The sequence below is a fragment of the Reyranella aquatilis genome (assembly GCF_020880995.1).
Taxonomy (GTDB): Bacteria; Pseudomonadota; Alphaproteobacteria; order Reyranellales; family Reyranellaceae; genus Reyranella; species Reyranella aquatilis.
This window is the reverse complement of sequence record NZ_JAJISD010000003.1, coordinates 13,588-31,072: the sequence shown is the minus strand read 5'-3', so window position 1 is coordinate 31,072 and position 17,485 is coordinate 13,588. Positions and strand designations below refer to the sequence as shown.

The following is a 17,485-nucleotide window of genomic DNA, read 5'->3' as shown; positions in this document are numbered from 1 at the left end:
CCATGAAGCGCTATAAATCCCCCTCCACCATCTCGCGCGCGCGATTGTCGATCAGCACGTCGCGCGTCGCGCGGCCGACCTGGGCGCCGATCAGGATGGTGAGCGAGGTCCAGTACATCCAGACCATGATGGCGGCGAAGCCGGCGGTGGCGCCGAACGCCGAGGTGAGCTGCGTCACTTCGAAATAGAACACCAGGGCGCGGTTGCCGGCCGCGAACAGCAGCGCGTTCACCAGTCCGCCGATCAGCGCGTATCGCCACGGCACCTTGCCCGTCGGCAGCCACTTGTAGATCAGCGTGAAGAAGCCCGAGAGCAGGCCGTAATGCACCGATGTCGAGATCGCCGGGCCGATCCAGACGCCGAGCACCGGAAAGCGTTCGAGCACGCCGGCATAGGCCGAGACGAGGACGCTCGACAGGATCACGACGATCAGGAGCACGCCCAGCACGATCATCAGCAGGATGGCGAGCAGGCGCGATTTCAGGCTGGCCAGGACGGGATGCACGGTCGGGCCGCGGTTGTCGCGCCAGATCGCATCGATGCCGTCGTCGAGTTCCACGAAGACACGCGTGCCGGTGTAGAGCAGCACGGCCGCACCCGCGAGTGCTGCGATGCCGCCGCCGCGGAACAGGTCCTCCGAGGCGAAGCGGCGGATGGTGCGCAGCTGGTCCTGCGCCACGACGGTGCCCAGCGCGTCGAAGATCGCTTCCTGCGCCATGAACCGGCCGACGAACGGCTCGGCGATGGCGATGGTGAAGATCATGATCGGGCCGAGCGCGAACATCGTGTAGAACGCCATCGCCGCGGCCGAGGTCGACAGCCGGTTCGCGAAGTAGCCGTAGCCGGCCTCGTAGGCGATACGCCAGAGCGTGGTGATCATGTTCAACGCAGGTGAGCAATGGCGTTGGCATAATACGCGAGAACAGGCCGTTCGGTTGCCACCACCGAAAAAAGCCCCTCGCCGCTCTCCTCGACGAGGTGGCGCAGCGACAGCATGCGCAGCCCGACATGGAAGGCATAGTCGCGATCGCCGCGCGGCAGGTAGAGCTTGGCGCCGCGGCTCTCGAAATGCGCGACCAGCGCCGAGGCCCTGACCTTGAGTTCCAGTTCGTCGAGCGGCCGGTCGGCCTCCAGGAGGACCGTCGCGATCAGCGATACCGGCAGCACGGGCACGAGCCGCGCGATCTCCCCCATCACGTCGGTCGCCAGCCGGCCGATGATCTCGAAACGCTGGTCCTTGCCGAGGGCGCGCAGGTCGTCGCCGCCCGGCCCACCCTGCGCTCCCAGCCAGTCCCGCGCCGAGATCGGCGCGCCGAAGTTCACGCAGGCATAGCCGAAGCGGAACCACTGGCCGCGCAGCATCAGGCCGACCTGGCTCGCCCAGAAGGACAGCGCGGTGCGCGCGGCGTACCAGACGCTCCGCCGCGGCGCCTCGCGGTCGAGCGAGCGCAGCAGGGTACGGTCCTCCAGCACGCGATCGTAGTTCAGCGCCACCGGCACGAAGACGATGTCGTGCGTGCCCTTGGGGTCGAACGATTTCAGCATGTAGTCGAACAGGCCGAGCTTGGGCTCGCGCAGCCGTCCGTCGCGCGACAGGCCGCCTTCGGGATACATCGCCTGGGCGACGCCGGCCTCGGTCGCCATGTGGACGTAGCGCTCCAGCACGCGGCGATAGATCGGGCTGTCGGAGTTGCGGCGCACGAAGTAGGCGCCCATGGACCGGATGAGCTGCTGCAGCGGCCAGATCCGCGCCCACTCGCCGACGGCATAGGAAAGCGCGGTGCGCTCGGCCGCGAGGAAGGCCACCAGCACGTAGTCCATGTTGCTGCGGTGGTTCATCACGAAAACCACCGTGGTGTCGGGCGCCACGCCGGCCAGGGTGCGCTCGTCGGCATAGCCCAGGCGCACGCGATAGAGGAAGCGCGCGACCGCCCGGGCGATCGAATAGCCGACCCGGAAATAGACGTAGGCGTTGAAGGTCGGCACGATCTCGCGCGCATAGCGGTGGACTTCCGTCATCGCCACTTCGCGCGGCACGTTGTGGGTGCGCGCATGCTCGTTGGCGGCCGCCACGACCTGCGGGTCGTAGATCAGCCGGTCGATCAGCACCTGCCGCTTGGTGAGCTGGAACGGCTTGATCTCGACGGCGAGCCGGCGGTTCACGCGGTCGATCAGCCGGTTGAGCCGGCGCCGCAGGAACCAGCGGCCGCTCGGGATCAGCAGCCGGTCGAGCAGCGACCACAGCGCGAAGGCCAGGATCGCGACGAACAGCCAGAGCGGAAGGGTGACGGGCTCGCTCATATGCGGCTTCCCCGCCGTTGCCGCGTCAGTACTGCTTGAGGCCGAGCCCGGCGATGGCGAGCAGGATGGCGGAGACGCCGAGGACCAGCGTGGTCGCCAGGGTGCCCAGCAGGCGGCCCTTCGGGATGAGGCCCAGCATCCCGCCCGCGTGCAGGATGCGGGCGACCAGCAGCGCCACGGAAAGCCCCGCCACCATGCGGAAGCCGTAGAAGTCGCTCGCCATGTAGATCATGAGGAGACAGAGCGGGGCGAACTCCATCAGGTTGCCGTGCGCCCGCACCGCCGCCTGCATCTCGGCATCGCCGCCGTCGCCCAGGTTGATCCGCTTGCGGCCGCGCATCAGCCCGACATGGACGGTGAGCATGGCGGCCATCAGACCGAGCAGGCCGGCACAGACGAAGAATACGGGCATTGGCGGCTCCCCCCGGACGGCCTCTCGATTTGCCGGCATTCTATGACCATATTCGCCAGGCACCAGCCGTCGAACGCACAGGGAGCCGTGCCATGTGGCGAATTCTGCGCAAGAAGACCGAGATGCCGACCGCCGACCGCGCCCTGCCGGGCCGCCCGGCGCCGGACTTCGAGATTCCCGTGATGCATTACGTCAACGGCAACCGCATTCAGCCGCCGTTCCCCGAGGGCCTCGAACAGGCGATGTTCGGGCTGGGCTGCTTCTGGGGCGCCGAGCGCGCGTTCTGGGAAGCGCCGGGCGTTCATGCGACCGCGGTGGGCTACGCCGCCGGCCTGACGCCCAACCCGACCTACGAGGAAGTCTGCTCCGGTTACACCGGCCACAACGAGGTGGTGAAGGTCTGGTTCGACCCGGCGAAGACCTCCTACGAGGCGCTGCTGCGGCTGTTCTGGGAGAGCCACGATCCCACCCAGGGCATGCGCCAGGGCAACGATGTCGGCACCCAGTATCGCTCGGGCATCTACACCTTCTCGGAGGCGCAGAAGCAGCAGGCGCTCGCCTCGCGCGCCGTCTTCCAGCAGGCGCTCGCCCGCAAGGGCTACGGCAAGATCACGACCGAGATCCTCGAGGCCCCGGCCTTCTACTACGCCGAGGACTATCACCAGCAGTATCTCGCCAAGAACCCCGGCGGCTATTGCGGCCTCGGCGGCACCGGCGTGTCCTGCCCGATCGGGCTGGGTGTCGCGGCGGAATAACGAGAAGCGCCTGCTCTCAAACTCCTCTCCGCCACGCAGTGGGGGAGAGGAAGGGGCCCATTGCGCAGCAATGGGAAGGTGAGGTGGTATTTGATCCGGACGGACACGGCCAAGCGATTGAGGGACACCTCACCCTCCCCACGCTTCGCGCGGGTCCCCTCCCTCTCCCCACGCTGACGCGCGCGGAGAGGGCGTTTCAAGACGCGGCCGCTAGACCGGCATCGGCGTGCTGTCGTAGCCGAATTCCTCGTCGAGCGCGGCGATCTGGCGGCGGAAGTCGATGCGCAGCCTCGCCTTGTCGCTTTCGTCGAGCCACGAGCCCTCGACCGAGTTCAGGCTGAACATCCGGGCCTTGTCCGGCCCCCAGCCGATCGTGTCGAACAGCGTCGTGAAGCCGTGGCCGAGATTGGTGCCGAACATCGCCGGGTCGTCGGTGTTGATCGTGACGTTGAGGCCGGCCTCGACCATGCGGCGGATGCGCTGCGGCCGGTGCGGCCGGTTGTGCAGCAGGCTGGTCCAGGCGCAGGGCGTGAAATAAAGCCCGTCCTTGCGCGCCTCGGCCATCACGTAGTCCGAGGCCAGCATGTTGTAGCCGTGGTCGATGCGGTCGCAGCGCAGCACGTCGCGGCAGATCAGGTAGTTGGTCGGCGGCGCCTCGAGCGGCGTGAGGTAGTCCTCGCAGCAATGCGCCGTGCAGCGCAGCCCGCCCTTGCGGGCCAGCGCATAGGCCTCGGCGAAGATCGCAGGCGGGCCGACGCTCTCGTTGCCGTCGAGGCCGATGCCGATTACCAGCTCGTGGCGATGGGCGAGCGCGGTCTCGACGATCTCGACCGCTTTCGCGGGCGAATTGATCGAGCGGTCGATGCAGCAGATCAGCCGTGCCGAGATGCCGAAGTCGCGTCCCACCCGTTCCACGCCGTCGGCCATGCCCGCGACCATCGACGGATAGTCGATGCCGTTGGGATAGAAGTAGTCGGGATTGAAGAAGAACTCGACGTGCCGCAGGTTGCCGTCGCGGCTCGCATCCTCGCAATACTCGTAGACCGCGCGGCTGAAATCCTCCCGGGTGCGCAGCACCAGCGCGGAGAGGCGCAGGATCTCGAGGAAGCCGTCGAAATTGGGCCACTGGTAGAGCTGCTCCGCGGGCCGCGGCAGCGGCAGGCCGTACTTCTTCGCGAGTTCGGCCACCGTGGTCGCGCGCAAGGTGCCGGCGATGTGGCAGTGCAGCTCGGCCTTGGGGATGCGCCGCAGATAGTCGTCGGCAACGGCTTTCGCCATGGCGGCGCTCCTCACTTCTTCTCGATGTTGTAGAGCAGCATCACCGGCGACTTCAGCACGCCTTCGAGATTGTTGCGCCAGGCCGACGGCGTCGTGAACTGCGCCAGCGGCAGGTAGAGCACCTGCTCGTAGGCGCGGGCCTGGATCTCGGTGGCGATCGCCTTGCGCGCCGACTCGTCGGCCGCGGTGGCGAACTTCAGGCGAAGCTCGTCGGTCTTCTCGTCCTTCGGCCAGCCCCAGGCGGCGGCCGGCGGGCCCGAGGCGACCAGGAACGGGTTGCTGAGCGGGTTGCCCTGGTCGGGCACGGAGTTCGTCGTGTGGGCGAGGTTCCAGCCGCCCTTGTCGACGGGCCCGGTGTTGAGCCGGCGCGTGGCGAAGGTCTGGAAGTCCATCGACACCATGTCGACCTTGAAGCCGAGATCGACCAGCACCTGGCGCGTGACGTTGCCCAGCGCCGCAATGCCCGGCGCGTTGGCGACGTGCAGCATCACCAGCGGCTTCGAGAAGTCGACATTGGCCTCCTTCAGCATTGCCTTGGCGGCGGCCATGTCGAAGGAGGGGATGCCCGCCTTGCTCTCGTAGGGCATGCCGCAGCCGAAGACGGCGGCGCAGTCGGTGGCGAACTTCGGATCGCCGGCCACGACGGCGGCGTACATCGACCGGTCGACGGCGCGGGCGATCGCCTGCCGCACCTTGAGATTGTCGAACGGCGGCTGCAGGTGGTTCATGCGCATGATCGCCTGGAAGCCGTACTGGCTCACCACCTCGGCCTTGGCGCCGGACTTGGCATCGAACAGCGGCAGCAGGTCGGCCGGCACGCGCTCGAGATAGTCGACCTCGCCGCGGGTCAGCGCGCTCACCTGGGTCTGGGCGTCGGGCATGCCCAGCATCTCGACCCTGTCCATCTTCGCGACTTTGCCGCCGGAGGCCCAGTTGGGCGGCTCGCTGCGCGGCTTGTAGTCGGCAAACTTGTCGAGGACGATCTTGACGCCCGGCTCATGCAGGTCGGCGCGGAACCTGTAGGGACCGGAGCCCACGATCTCCTTCACCTGCTCGCTGCCCGGCGTCTTCGCGATCCGCTCCGGCATCATGAACGGCACCGGCGCGCCGATCTTTGCGAGGCTGTCGAGCACCAAGCCGTAGGGCTCCTTCAGCACCAGCCTGATCGTATTGGCGTCGGCCGCCTCCAGCGAGGCGGTGAACTTCGCCAGCGTCTGGCCCATGCTGTCGCGCGAGCCCCAGCGCTGGATCGAGGCGACGCAGTCCGCCGCCGTGACCGGCTGGCCGTCATGCCATTTCAGGCCGGGCCGCAGCACGAAGGTGTAGGTGAGCTTGTCGGGGCTGATCGTGTAGCGCTCGACCATCTGCGGCTTCGGCTCGAACTTGTCGTCGACCGCGAACAGCGTGTCGTAGATCAGGTAACCCAGGTCGCGCGTCGTGAACGACGTCGTGAAATGCGGGTCGAGCACGCGGCTCAGCGTCTCGGGCGCCACCTTGAGCGTCGACTGCGCCTGTACGGGCAGGGCGGCAAGAAGGGCGGAGGCGGTCAGCGCGGCCAGGGGCCAGGAGCGAAAATGGGTCATGCGGTGTTCCTCGATTCGGAAGCCGGTCGTGCACGCGTCATGCCACGTACGCTGTCCCGCTCGGCCCGTCAGCATGGCGGGCGTTCCGCGGTGCTGAAAAGCGCTAGTTTCGGGACGGAGTGTGCGGTTTTTTCGTACGGTCGGCCTGCGGCCGCATCAGGGGCGCCCGCGTCCCGCCTTTGTCGTACCGACTTCGCGCAGGCTGCCGGTCCAGGCACGCCGCGCCGGCAGGCCCTGCAACTCGTCCCTCAAGAATTCCGCGAGCATCGACGCGACCGGGGAGGGTCTGGCGTGGCGTGGCGCGATCAGGGAGAGGTGGGAGCCGCGCACGTGGCGGTCCGCCAGCGGAATGTGCACCAGGTCGCGGTCGGCGAAGTCGGCGCCGATATCGGGCAGGCTGAGCAGCGCGATCTGCCTGTGCTCGCGCACCAGCATCTTCATCACCTCGACGGAGTTGGTCGTGACGACGCCGGCGAAGTGAACCTTGGCCCGTTCGAGCGCCGTCTCGAGGATGCGCCGCGAGGTAAGCGAGGCATCGGGAAAGACGAAACTATAGTTGGCGCACTCCGCCAGCCGGATCGACTTGCGGTCGGCCAGCGGATGGTCGCGCGCCACCACGATACCCGAACTGGGCTGGATGCTCGCCAGCACGCGGATCTCCGGCAGCTTCGGAACGGCATAGCAGATGGCGAGATCGAGCTTGCCGGCAACCAGCCGGTCGACGATCTCCGCCGTGCCGCCCATCAGCACGTCGAGCGACACCAGCGACTGGCGCTCGCGCATGTGGGTCATGAGCCGAGACACGACCGTGCGCGAGAAGCTTTCCATCAGGCCGAGCGAGGCATGGCCGCGTACCATGCTGCGCAGCTGGCCGATATGCTGCACCAGCTTCGCATGGTCGTGCTGCCAGCGCTGGATCTCCGCCGCCACCCTCTGGCCGGCCGGCGTCAGTCGCATGCCGCGCGGCAGCCGCTCGAACAGCGCCGCGCCGTACTCCGCCTCGAGGTTCAGGATCTGCCGGTTCACCGCCGAGGGCGAGAGGTTGAGCCGCGTCGCCGCGCGCCGGATCGAGCCCGTCTCCGCCACCACGAGCAGCCACGATGCCGCGGGTGCGATGATCGGCATGGCGCCGTCTAGCCGGCCACCAGCGGCCGCAGCGCCGCGACGAAGCGGTCGAGCTCCTCCTCGGTGTTGTAGACGTGCACCGAGGCGCGCATCACGTCCTTGAGGCCGCGGCCCTTGAGATCGAGCCGTGAAGAGAACTGCGTCGAGACCGAGACGTTGATGCGCTGGTCGCGCAGGGCCTGCTTCAGCGCCGGGTGATCCTTGCCGTCGACGGCGAAGGTCACGATGGCGCCCTTGGTGACGCCGAGGTCGGTGAGGGTCACGCCCTTTACCGTCGCGAGGCGCGTGCGCAGGCCGTCGGCCAGTTCGCGCAGGCGCGCCCAGATGGCCGGCATGCCCAGTTCGTTGCACTGGTCGGCCGCGACCTTGAGGCCGATCACGCCGGCGAAATAGCGCTCCCAGTTCTCGAAGCGCTTGGCGTCGGGCATCACCGTATAGTCGTTGTCGCCGGACCAGCGGGCGGCGTGGTTGTCGAGGAAGATCGGCTCGATCTGCGCGGTGCTGCGCTGGCGGGCGTAGAGGAAGCCCGTGCCGCGCGGACCGCGCATGTACTTGCGTCCCGTGGCCGACAGGAAATCGCAGCCGATCTTCTTCACATCGACCGGCATCATGCCGACCGACTGGCAGGCATCGAGCAGGTAGAGGATGCCGGCATCGTTCACGATCTTGCCCACGGCCTCGGCCGGCTGCACCAGCCCGCCCTGGGTCGGGATGTGCGAGATCGACACCAGCTTGGTGCGCTTGTCGATGGCGCGCTCCAGTGCGGCGAGATCGATCTGGCCATGCTTGTCATCGGGGATGACGACGATCTCGGCGCCGGTCTTCTTCGCCACCTGCAGGTAGGAGATGTAGTTCGACGAATACTCGCTGACGCAGGTCAGGATGCGGTCGCCCGGCTTGAAGTCGAGCGAGTAGAAGGCGAGGTCCCAGGCGCGCGTGGCGTTCTCGACATAGGCGATCTCGCCGGGCTCTGCGCCGATCAGCGTGGCGATCGAGGGATAGAAGCCGTCGAGCACCGGCCGCGCCCGGTCGGCCGCCTCGTAGCCGCCGATCTCGGCTTCCAGCCGAAGATGGTCGATGGTGGCGTCGAGGGTGCGGCGGCTGGGCAGCGAGGAGCCGGCCGCGTTGAGATGCAGCACGTGGGCGCAGCCCGGCGTCTCGTCACGGATGCGGTCTATGTCGAGCGCCATGTCAGAACTTCCCCTGTTCCTTCAGCACGTCCTCGGCGACACGCAGCGCGTCGATGGCGGCGGGGAAGCCGCAATAGGCGATGGCGTGGGTGAAGATCTCGCGCAGCTCGACCTTGGTGCAGCCGTTGTTCAGCGCGCCCACCAGATGGATCTTGAGTTCGTGCGGGCGGTTGAGGGCGCAGAGCATGGCGATGGTGATCATGCTGCGTTGCTTGCGGTCGAGCCCGTCGCGCGTCCACAGCGAGGCATAGGCGAATTCCTCGGAAAAGGCGCGCACCGGGGCCCAGAAATCGTTGTTGGTCGCGTCACGCCGGGCGAGATAGGATTCGCCCAGAACCTCGGACAGGACCTTCCGTCCTGCATCGCTGAGCGTCTTGTGAGCCTGTTCTTCGGACATGTCGCCTTCCTCCTGGTTCAGCCGTTTCCTGCCTAAAGCCACGCCGGAGCCCGAGCAACTCACCATTGCTCATGCGGGCGATACGCTGTCAGTGACCTTCGTCCGCAACCCGCGCGCCCGTCGCGCGTCGCTGCGCGTCGACCCCGCCAACCGCCGCATCGTGCTGACGGCGCCGCTGCGCATGGCGCGCGTCGCGGCGGTGGGTTTCGCCGAGGCGCAGGCCGGCTGGATCGCCGCCCGGCTTGGCCGCCTGCCCGAGCGGCGGCCCTTCGTCGACGGCGCGGAGATCCCGCTGTTCGGGGTGCCGCACCGCGTGCGCCACCGGCCCGATGCGCGCGGCACGGTCTGGCGCGAGAACGGCGAGATCCATGTCGCCGGCCGGGCCGAACATCTGCCGCGCCGGCTGAAGGACTGGCTGACGGCTGAGTTGCGCGAGCAGCTGGTGCCGCTGGTGCTCGCCAAGGCGGCGCGCACCGAGCGGTCGGTGAAGCGCATCACCGTGCGCGACACCCGCTCTCGCTGGGGAAGCTGCGGCCCCGATGCCGCGATGTCCTTCTCCTGGCGGCTGGTGTTTGCGCCGCCCGAGGTGCTGGACTATCTCGCGGCGCACGAGGCCGCGCATCTCGTCCATCTGAACCACGGACCGCGCTTCTGGGCGCTGGCCCGCGCGCTCTGCGACGGCCCCATCGAGGGACCGCAGGCCTGGCTCAAGAGGAACGGCGAGATCCTGTTGCAGTACGGCGGCTGAGGCCCCGTTGCACGGAACCCGACGCGCTTCTGGCGTCAGGTTGCCGAGGGACCGCGAAAGACATAAATCGGGCTCGACCAGATCAGGTGGCCGTCCTCTTGGGTCAGGCACGCGTAGAGAGCATTGTCACCGGCAGGCTTGAGTGCGACGCGACGGGCCAGCTTGACCTCGCGATGCGGGTTCTCATCGGGCAGGCGGAAGATGCGGATGCGGCGCCGGATGCCGCCAGCATCGATCACCATGTCCTCGCGGCCGACGTCGGCGACGGAGATCTCGCACTTCACCAGCGGCGTTTCGATGCGCAGCGTACCGGCGCGCGGGTCCGTTAGCCAGGCATCGAAGCCGCCGAACCCGCCGGTCGTCAGCGCCGTCCATGACAGGGCACCGGGGGCGGTCTGCTCGATCTTCCGGTCGAGGTTCCACATGTTGATCGGCACGAAGCGCTCGAAGCTGTTGCCTTCGAGCGTGCAGCCGCCGTCCCAGATGGTCTGGCGCCCGCGCCCGCGATACTCCGAGCCTTCCCAGATCACCCGGATGCGCCGGCCGAGGGCCGTTGCCTCGTAAGGCCGCCATGTCTCGAGGACATCGAGTCCGTTGCGGATTTCCAGCCGCTCGATCGGGGCCGATGCCTGGGCCTCGATGATGAATTCCACAGCCGCGTCGGTCGATTGCACGATGTCGCCCATCATCGCCTCTCGGCCGCGCGTGTGCTGCGCTGCGCCGAGATTCGGATCGTCAGCATAGAGCATCGCCTCGGAGTCGAAGGCGGCACGGACGTCCAGCACCATCCGGCAGCCGGTGGTGGCGTAGTGATGGCGCCGGCGCAGCGCGTCGAACAGGCCGGCGCGCGTCAGGTCGGTGGCGAGCAGGCACGACAGGCCGCCATAAGCGCCGAACAGCGAGGCCCCAGGATGGCTTGCGCCGTGGCGCCCCTTGTGGCCGTCGGAATTGGCCAGAATGCCGATTCGGTAGCCCTGCTCCAGCGCGTCCTGGACGAGCCATTCGAAAGTGCCCCAGTCCGAGTGGACCTCGACGGAGCGTTCGATCCGCGCATCATGGGCCATCTTGATGTCGGCGTAGCGGCCGCCGATGTGGGCGAAGACCACGCAATCCTCGTCCTTGAGCGCCTGGAAGAGCTGCTCGGCGCTGTTGGAATCGCTCTTCAGGTCAGAGGTGTCGTCCACCAGCGCGTGCGACGAGCGATGGATCTGCCGGCCCTCGTGCATGAACATGACGTTGCGGTCGCCGCCCAACCCTGTGTTGCCCGACCATTCGTAGCCCGGGAAAATGATGAAGCGGCCGTCTTCGTTGTATTCGCGCGTCAGCCTGTTGAGCTCATTCCAGAATGGCGTGGTGATCTGAAAGTCGTTGCCCTGGTGGCTCATGCCGTCGAGGAATGCGCGGTCGCGGGCGAACTCGATCAGTTCGCGGGCCGAGTTCGTGCCGATGGTCTCCTCGGACTGGCCATGCAGGTCGCACCAGTAGGACCGGAGCGGCGCGTCAGCTGCAATGCGCAGTGGGTTGCTCCGGCACAGCACACGGCCGGCCGAGTCGAGCACGTCGATCAGCAGGTCGCCCGGCTGTTCTATCGAGAGGCCATCGATCGACTTCGCTGCCTCGCCGCGGCCCATCGAGAAGCGCTCCGGCAGGCCGCGGACCGGGAGATTGGCGCACAGCGAGAAGGTGCCCTCGACCTGGTCGCTGGGATTGCCCCATTTGTCCTCGCCCTTGAAGCCCAACCGGAAGTTCTCTCCGGTCCTGCGCAAGGTCGGGAGGAGGGCCTTCCATGTCACCGCGCGCCCGGACACGATGGGGAAGTTCGGCTGGATCGGCAGCTCGACGTAGTTGTAGGTCGCGAAGGCATCGACCAGGACGCGGAATTCGAACGTCGGTTCGACGAAGGTCTGCATGCGCATGCCCGGCGAACCCTTCCGGCGGTCGCCGAAGCGGACAGTGATGGTGTCGCCTTCGTTCAGGAAGCCGCGAATCACGCGAACGAACAGGGTCTTGTCCCATGGCCGGATGTTCATCTTCGGGTCGTAGCGCACCTCGAGCACCGCGCCGTTCGACGCTTCCACGGTGGTGTAGTTCACAGCCGTCGGATCGCTCCACTGCGGCTTGCCCATGTCGCCCGCGAAACGCTGGACGATCTTGATCGAACCCGTGTCGTCGATGCCGAAGTATCCCGCCGTATAAACGAGCGTGAACGACTGGAAGCTGCCGGCCTCGACCGCGTCGGTGGGCGAGAGGATGGCCGAGCCCATACGCTCGGGCAGGTAGGTTGAGTGCGGCATGTCGATCCTCGGCGATGGTGGACCGGGCAGCCGCCCGGTTGTCGCGGGAAACTACAATCTTGAGTTCACGGATGACAAGACGTATTAAGTCGTCTTATAATCAAGTCGAAGAGGTTTCGTGCGCCCCAATCAGACCCGACCGTTTCCGTGGATAGAGCCCGAGCGGAACAGCCCCGTCCCGTTGCAGACGCAGATCGCGCGCTGGCTCGAACAGCTCATCCTTTCGGGCAGCCTACGCGCAGGCGAGCGATTGCCCGCCGAAGTCGCGCTCGTCGAGCGCCTCGGCGTAAGCCGTGTCACCGTTCGGCTTGCGATGGACGACCTCGTGTCGCGTGGTCTCGTCACGCGCGCCCATGGAAAAGGAAGCTTCGTGTCGCCGGCCGTCGTGCGACACGACCTCCTTTCGGAACAGGGCTTCTTCGACATTCTGCTGACGAAGGCGCCCAGGCCGGAAGTGCGGCTGATCGCCTTCGAACGCGCCGTGCCGCCGCCGAAGGTAGTGGATCTTTTCAAGCTAGCGCCGGGCGCGCAGGCCGTGAAGCTCGATAGGCTCTATTTCTCCGCTGGCCGCCCGATCGTGCTTGCCGCCAACTGGCTTACCCCGGACGCGGCGTCGCTGTTGCCCGCCGACATCGAGGCGATGTCCACCGCTGCCGTCCACAGCGTATTGCTGCACCATCCGATCGCATCCTCCACAAGCGCCATCGGCGCAGAGCTTGCCGGAGCCACCGTCGCGCGCTGCCTGGGTGTTGGCGCGAGGAGCGCGGTCCTGGTGCTGACGCGTACGCGCTTCGACGCCCAGGGCCGGGCACGCGAGCACAATCGCTTCACGGTCGACCCGTCATCCTACGAATTCACCTTCTCGACCAAAGGCGACGTCGCGCTGGCGGCCGAGTTGCGGGCCGTGGCGGCCTGACCGGCAACAACGCAAGGGCCACGATATGAATATGCGCATGCGCTGGATACGATTGCTCCCCATCCTGCTATCGGCGACCGTCTCGCTCCTGGGGCTGGGCGCTGCGGCACAATCCACTTCTTCGCAAGCCACGGCGCTGGTGGTGCCTTATGCCCCGGGCGGCGGGCATGACAGCGTGGCCCGGATCCTTGCCCCCCGACTGGCCGAGCGTCTCGGACACTCCGTTATCGTGGAGAACCGGCCCGGGGCGAACGGCATGATCGGCGCCGACTACGTGGCGCGCGCCAAACCCGACGGGCGGACGATCCTGCTCGCCTCGCCCGCCGAGATCGTGATTGCGCCGAGCGCCTACAAGAAGATGAACTACGATCCAATGAAGGATCTTGCGCCGGTGACCCTGGCCGCCACGACGCCGGTCGTCATTGTGGCGAACCCCTCGCTCGGGGTACGCACGTTGGCCGACGTGATTGCGTTGGCCAAGCGCACGCCGGAAGGGTTGGCCTACGGCACACCGGGCGAAGGCAGCTCGCAGCACCTGGCCGGCGCCTGGCTGGCGCATCTGGCGGGCATCAAGCTGCTGCACATCCCCTACAAGGGCGCCGGCCCGGCCACCAATGATGTCGTGGCAGGCCACGTCCCGCTGGCCATTGTCGGCATGGCGCCCGTGCTTCCCTTCATCCGGGACGGCAAGCTCGTGGCGATCGCTGTCACCTCGCCGGAGCGTGTCACCTGGGCAAAGGACGTATCCGCGGTGGCTGAGTCGCCCGGCATGAAGGACTTCGCGGCGTCGCACTGGATGGGCGTCATGGTGCCGGGGCGCACACCGGCCGACATCGTGCAGCGCCTGCAGGCGGACTTCGCCACCGTGCTCAAGCTGCCCGACGTGCGCGACCGCCTGGCGGCGCTGGGGGTCGATCCCGTTGGAGATTCCACGGCCGCATTCCGCGACTATCTTGCCGTCGAGCGCTCTCTTTTCGCCCAGATGTACAAGTTCTCCGGACTTACACCCGAATGAGCGATCTTCCGAAGTCCAGTCGCCCTGCTCTCATTGAAACGGTGAACCATGTTGGCTGATCCTCCCTTTGGTTTCGTACCCTTCGATGCACGGCGCAGTACAAAGCCCCGCCGAACCGGGCTCTCCATGGTGATCGACGATGGCCTACCTCTCACCTACCTGCGCGGGGTGTTCGAGCTGGCCGCTCCCTACATCGACCTGATCAAGATAAAGACCGGTACGGCGCGGCTCTACCCGCGAGACCACCTGATGCGCAAACTCGCCATGTGCGAGGAATTCCAGATACGGCCCTTTCTCGGTGGGCAGTTCCACGAATATGTCTTCGCGATGCTGGGCGAGGCGGCGCTGCCGAGATTCTACGCCGAAGCACGGGACCTTGGAATCCGCACCATCGAGATCTCCGACAACACCGTGCCGCTGACGCCCGAGCAACGCCGCTGCCAGATCTCGGCCGCGGTTGCGAGTGGCCTCTCGGTATTCGGCGAGGTCGGCTCGAAGGAGACACTCAGCAATCCGGCGCTGCTGGTGGAGCAGGCAGAAGTCTGCCTGAGCGCCGGTGCTGAACTCGTGCTCGTGGAAGCCGCCGAACTGGTCGAAAATGGGCGCGTGCGCCGCGACAGTCTCGAGGTCCTCAAGCGCGGCCTGCCTCAGGACCGTATCATGATCGAGCTTCCGGGGCCGTGGATCTCCGGCGTCAAAAGCTGCGACATCGAAGAGATGAAGAAGATCCTCTTCGCCGAGTTCGGCCCCGACATCAATCTTGCGAATATCGGGGTGACGACCATCTATGACACCGAAGCGCAGCGCGTGGGCCTCGGAACGGGCGGGCCCTTGCACAGCTGAGCAGAGCGTGCCGAGGCGACCGATCGTTATGGTACTTGCGCAGTCCTGAGGGTCCAGGCGCATGACCATATCTGGTCCCCGTTCCGAAGGTGGCCGGTGTCGTTTCGGTGGCCGCCCGTGTCGATCGGAAGCGGCCCGGATGGGGCTCTCTGCGACGGCCCCATAAGGGGGCCGCAGGCGTGGCTCAAGAGGAACGGCGAGATCCTGTTGCAGTACGGGTCCTGACCGTTGGCTCCACCTCGGCTGGGGCGGTACACTTCGCGGACAGGGCAGGGAAGGTCAGCGGTCCAAAAGTGTTGAGATCTCTACTCGCGGTTGGCCGCACGTTCGCCGCCCATCCGATGACGCGCGACAACCAGCTCGGCGCCTGGAGCCGGTTCGCCTCCTGGCATCTGCGCAGCCGCCTCAGCCCCGAGGTGGTGGCGCCCTGGATCGGCGGCCAGCGGCTGGTCGTGCGCCGCGGCATGACCGGCGCGACCGGCAATCTCTATTTCGGCCTGCACGAGTTCATGAGCATGGGGCTCGTCCTGCACTTCCTGCGCGAGGGCGACCTGTTCCTCGATGCCGGCGCCAATGTCGGCACCTACACGGTGCTGGCGTCCGGCGTCTGCCGCGCGACGACGATCGCCATCGAGGCCGATCCCGGGACCGCCCGCGACCTCGCGCGCAACGTCGAGATCAACGGGCTGCAGTCGCTGGTGACGATCCGAGAACTGGCGCTCGGGCCCAGCGAGGGCAAGGTGATGTTCACCACCGGCCTCGGCGCCATGAACCAGGTCGTGTCGGAGCATCGCGAGGGCATCCGCATCGTCCCGCAGAAGACGCTCGACACGGTCGTGGGCGAGGCTGCGCCGGCCTTCCTGAAGCTCGACGTCGAGAAGTACGAGGATCAGGTGCTGCAGGGATCGATCGGAGTCCTGAAGAAGCCCAGCCTCAAGGTGGTGGCCCTCGAAGCCACCTCGGACTGGTCGTTGGGGCTGTTCGCCGATCTCGGCTTCGAGCGCGCCTTCTACGATCCCTTCACCCGCATCCTGCAGCGCGAGCCGAACAAACTCGCTTTCTCCGACGGCAAATGGACCCGCTCCAACGAGTTCTTCGTGCGCGACTGGCCTTTCGTCGAGGAGCGGGTGAAGACCGCGAAGCCGGTCACGGTGCTGGGAAAGACGTTCTGACCGCTTGCTTCCCCATTCAAATGGGGAAGTGCCCCGTCTTACGGGGCGATGGGGTCATGGGGCGAGGCAACGTGCATGACCCCCCCCCGTCGTCGTAGGACGACGACACCTCCCCATCTGAATGGGGAGGCGGTTGATCATTCACCCGAATCTTCCGGGATCGCAGGCCTGGAGCGCGGCCGGCAGGTCCTCGCCGTCCATCAGGCGTGCGATCATTCGGCCCGTGGCGGTGGCGAGCGTCAGGCCGAGATGCTGGTGGCCGTAGCCGCAATAGACGTTGGCGAGGCGCGGTGCGCGGCCGATGGCGGGACGATAGTCGGGCAGGGTCGGGCGCTCGCCGATCCAGCGGCTGGTCTCGGCGCCGCCGACGCCGGGGAAGATGTCCGCGAGATGCTTCTTCAGGAGATCGGCGCGATGCCAGGACGGCGGCTGGTGCGGTGCGGCCAGTTCGACCGTGCCGGCGATGCGCAGTCCCTCCGCCATCGGCGTGAAGAACAGGCCGCGCTCGGGCGGGCTGACCGGCAGGTCGAACTGCACGTTGTCGGGCGCGACCATCACGTGATAGCCGCGCTCGGCGACCAGCGGCGCGTTGAAGCCGAGCAGGCGCGTCAGCTCGCCCGAGGCGCGGCCGGCCGAGATCATCACGGCGCCGGCGGGCAGTTCGGAGTCGGTGAGCTGCACCGCCGTCACGCGATTGCCGTCGCGCCGGAAGCCGCGCACGCGGCCGCGCATCACCGTGCCGCCCTCGGCCGTAAACCGCTCGACCAGCGTGGCCACGACCTTGTGCGGATCGATCGTGTGCGTGCCGTTGGGATAGTGGATGCCGCGCACGATCGTGCGGCTGAGGCCGGGCGCCAGTTCGCGCGCGCGGTTGCCGTCGACGATCTCGAATTCCGTGCCCTTGCCCGACTGCAGCCCGCGCATCTCGTCGGTGCCCTGGAACGCGGCCTCGCTCTCGTAGACGTAGAGCGCGCCGCGCGTGCGGAACAGCTCGCCGAGGCCCGAGGCCTGGATCTCGGCCTTCCACGCGATGTCGGCCTCGAGCATCAAGGGCTTGAACATGTCCTTGCCCTTCTGCACCTCGGCCGGGCTCATCGACGCCAGCGCGAAGCGCGCCATCCAGGGCAGCAGCCAGGGGAGGCTGGGCGGATGGACGGTGAGCGGTCCGTTCCTGTCCATCAGCATCGTCGGCACCTTCTTCAGGGTGGCCGGCCGTGCGAGCGGGATCAGGCTGTCGACCGACAGGAAGCCGGCATTGCCGAAGGAGGTGGCATTGCCCGGCTCGGCGCTGTCGAGCAGGGTGACCCTGTGGCCGTTGCGCTGCAGGGCGCGGGCGGTGGCCGCGCCGACGATTCCGGCGCCGATGACGATGACGGGGTCGCTGGTGACTGATTCGCTCATGGACCGACGTTAGCACGCCGGCTGCGGGAGCCCGAGCCGGCGATTGATTTGTTGC

Annotated in this window: 16 protein-coding genes; 6 read left to right on the top strand and 10 right to left on the bottom strand. The window is 67.2% G+C overall.

Translation table 11 applies throughout. The features are described from left to right. Positions 1-10 precede the first annotated feature (10 nt). The 3 genes from LJ725_RS08335 to LJ725_RS08325 are packed head-to-tail and all read right to left on the bottom strand — an operon-like array spanning position 11 to position 2,713. A complete protein-coding gene (locus tag LJ725_RS08335) occupies positions 11-880 on the bottom strand; it encodes a YihY/virulence factor BrkB family protein (RefSeq protein WP_230550191.1) in 870 nt (289 codons plus the stop codon). A gap of 2 nt (positions 881-882) precedes the next feature. After that, the gene (locus LJ725_RS08330; protein WP_230550190.1) at positions 883-2,301 is read right to left on the bottom strand and encodes a 1-acyl-sn-glycerol-3-phosphate acyltransferase; all 1,419 of its coding nucleotides are present in this window, start codon (positions 2,299-2,301) and stop codon (positions 883-885) included. A gap of 25 nt (positions 2,302-2,326) precedes the next feature. After that, a complete protein-coding gene (locus LJ725_RS08325) occupies positions 2,327-2,713 on the bottom strand; it encodes an MAPEG family protein (protein ID WP_230550189.1) in 387 nt (128 codons plus the stop codon). 92 nt (positions 2,714-2,805) lie between these two features. Here LJ725_RS08325 and msrA point away from each other — a divergent pair, with 92 nt between their 5' ends. Further along, a complete protein-coding gene (gene msrA, locus LJ725_RS08320; RefSeq protein ID WP_230550188.1) occupies positions 2,806-3,468 on the top strand; it encodes a peptide-methionine (S)-S-oxide reductase MsrA in 663 nt (220 codons plus the stop codon). 210 nt (positions 3,469-3,678) lie between these two features. Here msrA and add read toward each other — a convergent pair whose 3' ends face one another. The 5 genes from add to LJ725_RS08295 all read right to left on the bottom strand — a co-directional run bounded on the left by add (position 3,679) and on the right by LJ725_RS08295 (position 9,041). Then, entirely contained in the window at positions 3,679-4,746 is a 1,068-nt protein-coding gene (add, locus tag LJ725_RS08315; protein WP_230550187.1) for an adenosine deaminase, read from the bottom strand. Positions 4,747-4,757: 11 nt separating this feature from the next. Continuing rightward, the gene (locus LJ725_RS08310) at positions 4,758-6,329 is read right to left on the bottom strand and encodes an ABC transporter substrate-binding protein (RefSeq protein ID WP_230550186.1); all 1,572 of its coding nucleotides are present in this window, start codon (positions 6,327-6,329) and stop codon (positions 4,758-4,760) included. 156 nt (positions 6,330-6,485) lie between these two features. Further along, complete coding sequence (locus LJ725_RS08305) at positions 6,486-7,454, bottom strand: LysR family transcriptional regulator (RefSeq protein WP_230550185.1); 969 nt, start codon at positions 7,452-7,454, stop codon at positions 6,486-6,488. 8 nt (positions 7,455-7,462) lie between these two features. Continuing rightward, positions 7,463-8,644 (bottom strand): aminotransferase class V-fold PLP-dependent enzyme, encoded by a 1,182-nt coding sequence (locus tag LJ725_RS08300; protein ID WP_230550184.1) that lies wholly within the window; start codon positions 8,642-8,644, stop codon positions 7,463-7,465. Between the two features lies 1 nt (position 8,645). Then, the gene (locus LJ725_RS08295) at positions 8,646-9,041 is read right to left on the bottom strand and encodes a carboxymuconolactone decarboxylase family protein (protein ID WP_230550183.1); all 396 of its coding nucleotides are present in this window, start codon (positions 9,039-9,041) and stop codon (positions 8,646-8,648) included. Between LJ725_RS08295 and LJ725_RS08290 the strand changes: the two genes are divergently transcribed. Further along, the gene (locus LJ725_RS08290; RefSeq protein WP_230550182.1) at positions 9,040-9,789 is read left to right on the top strand and encodes a M48 family metallopeptidase; all 750 of its coding nucleotides are present in this window, start codon (positions 9,040-9,042) and stop codon (positions 9,787-9,789) included. The two genes, LJ725_RS08295 and LJ725_RS08290, sit on opposite strands and share 2 nt — an antisense overlap. A gap of 35 nt (positions 9,790-9,824) precedes the next feature. Here LJ725_RS08290 and LJ725_RS08285 read toward each other — a convergent pair whose 3' ends face one another. After that, positions 9,825-12,083: a DUF3604 domain-containing protein gene (locus LJ725_RS08285; protein WP_230550181.1), complete on the bottom strand. Its 2,259-nt coding sequence runs from the start codon at positions 12,081-12,083 to the stop codon at positions 9,825-9,827. 118 nt (positions 12,084-12,201) lie between these two features. Between LJ725_RS08285 and LJ725_RS08280 the strand changes: the two genes are divergently transcribed. The 4 genes from LJ725_RS08280 to LJ725_RS08265 all read left to right on the top strand — a co-directional run bounded on the left by LJ725_RS08280 (position 12,202) and on the right by LJ725_RS08265 (position 16,029). Next, positions 12,202-12,999 (top strand): GntR family transcriptional regulator, encoded by a 798-nt coding sequence (locus LJ725_RS08280; protein WP_230550180.1) that lies wholly within the window; start codon positions 12,202-12,204, stop codon positions 12,997-12,999. A 37-nt stretch (positions 13,000-13,036) separates the two neighbouring features. Then, positions 13,037-14,014 carry a Bug family tripartite tricarboxylate transporter substrate binding protein gene (locus LJ725_RS08275; protein WP_230550179.1) on the top strand — a complete coding sequence of 326 codons (978 nt, stop codon included), beginning with the start codon at positions 13,037-13,039 and terminating at the stop codon, positions 14,012-14,014. Positions 14,015-14,062: 48 nt separating this feature from the next. Beyond that, positions 14,063-14,857 (top strand): phosphosulfolactate synthase, encoded by a 795-nt coding sequence (locus LJ725_RS08270; protein ID WP_268990555.1) that lies wholly within the window; start codon positions 14,063-14,065, stop codon positions 14,855-14,857. A 293-nt stretch (positions 14,858-15,150) separates the two neighbouring features. Beyond that, a complete protein-coding gene (locus tag LJ725_RS08265) occupies positions 15,151-16,029 on the top strand; it encodes an FkbM family methyltransferase (RefSeq protein WP_230550177.1) in 879 nt (292 codons plus the stop codon). Positions 16,030-16,170: 141 nt separating this feature from the next. On the opposite strand, the gene LJ725_RS08260 is transcribed toward LJ725_RS08265, so the two are convergent. After that, the gene (locus LJ725_RS08260) at positions 16,171-17,430 is read right to left on the bottom strand and encodes an NAD(P)/FAD-dependent oxidoreductase (RefSeq protein ID WP_230550176.1); all 1,260 of its coding nucleotides are present in this window, start codon (positions 17,428-17,430) and stop codon (positions 16,171-16,173) included. Positions 17,431-17,485: the final 55 nt, after the last annotated feature.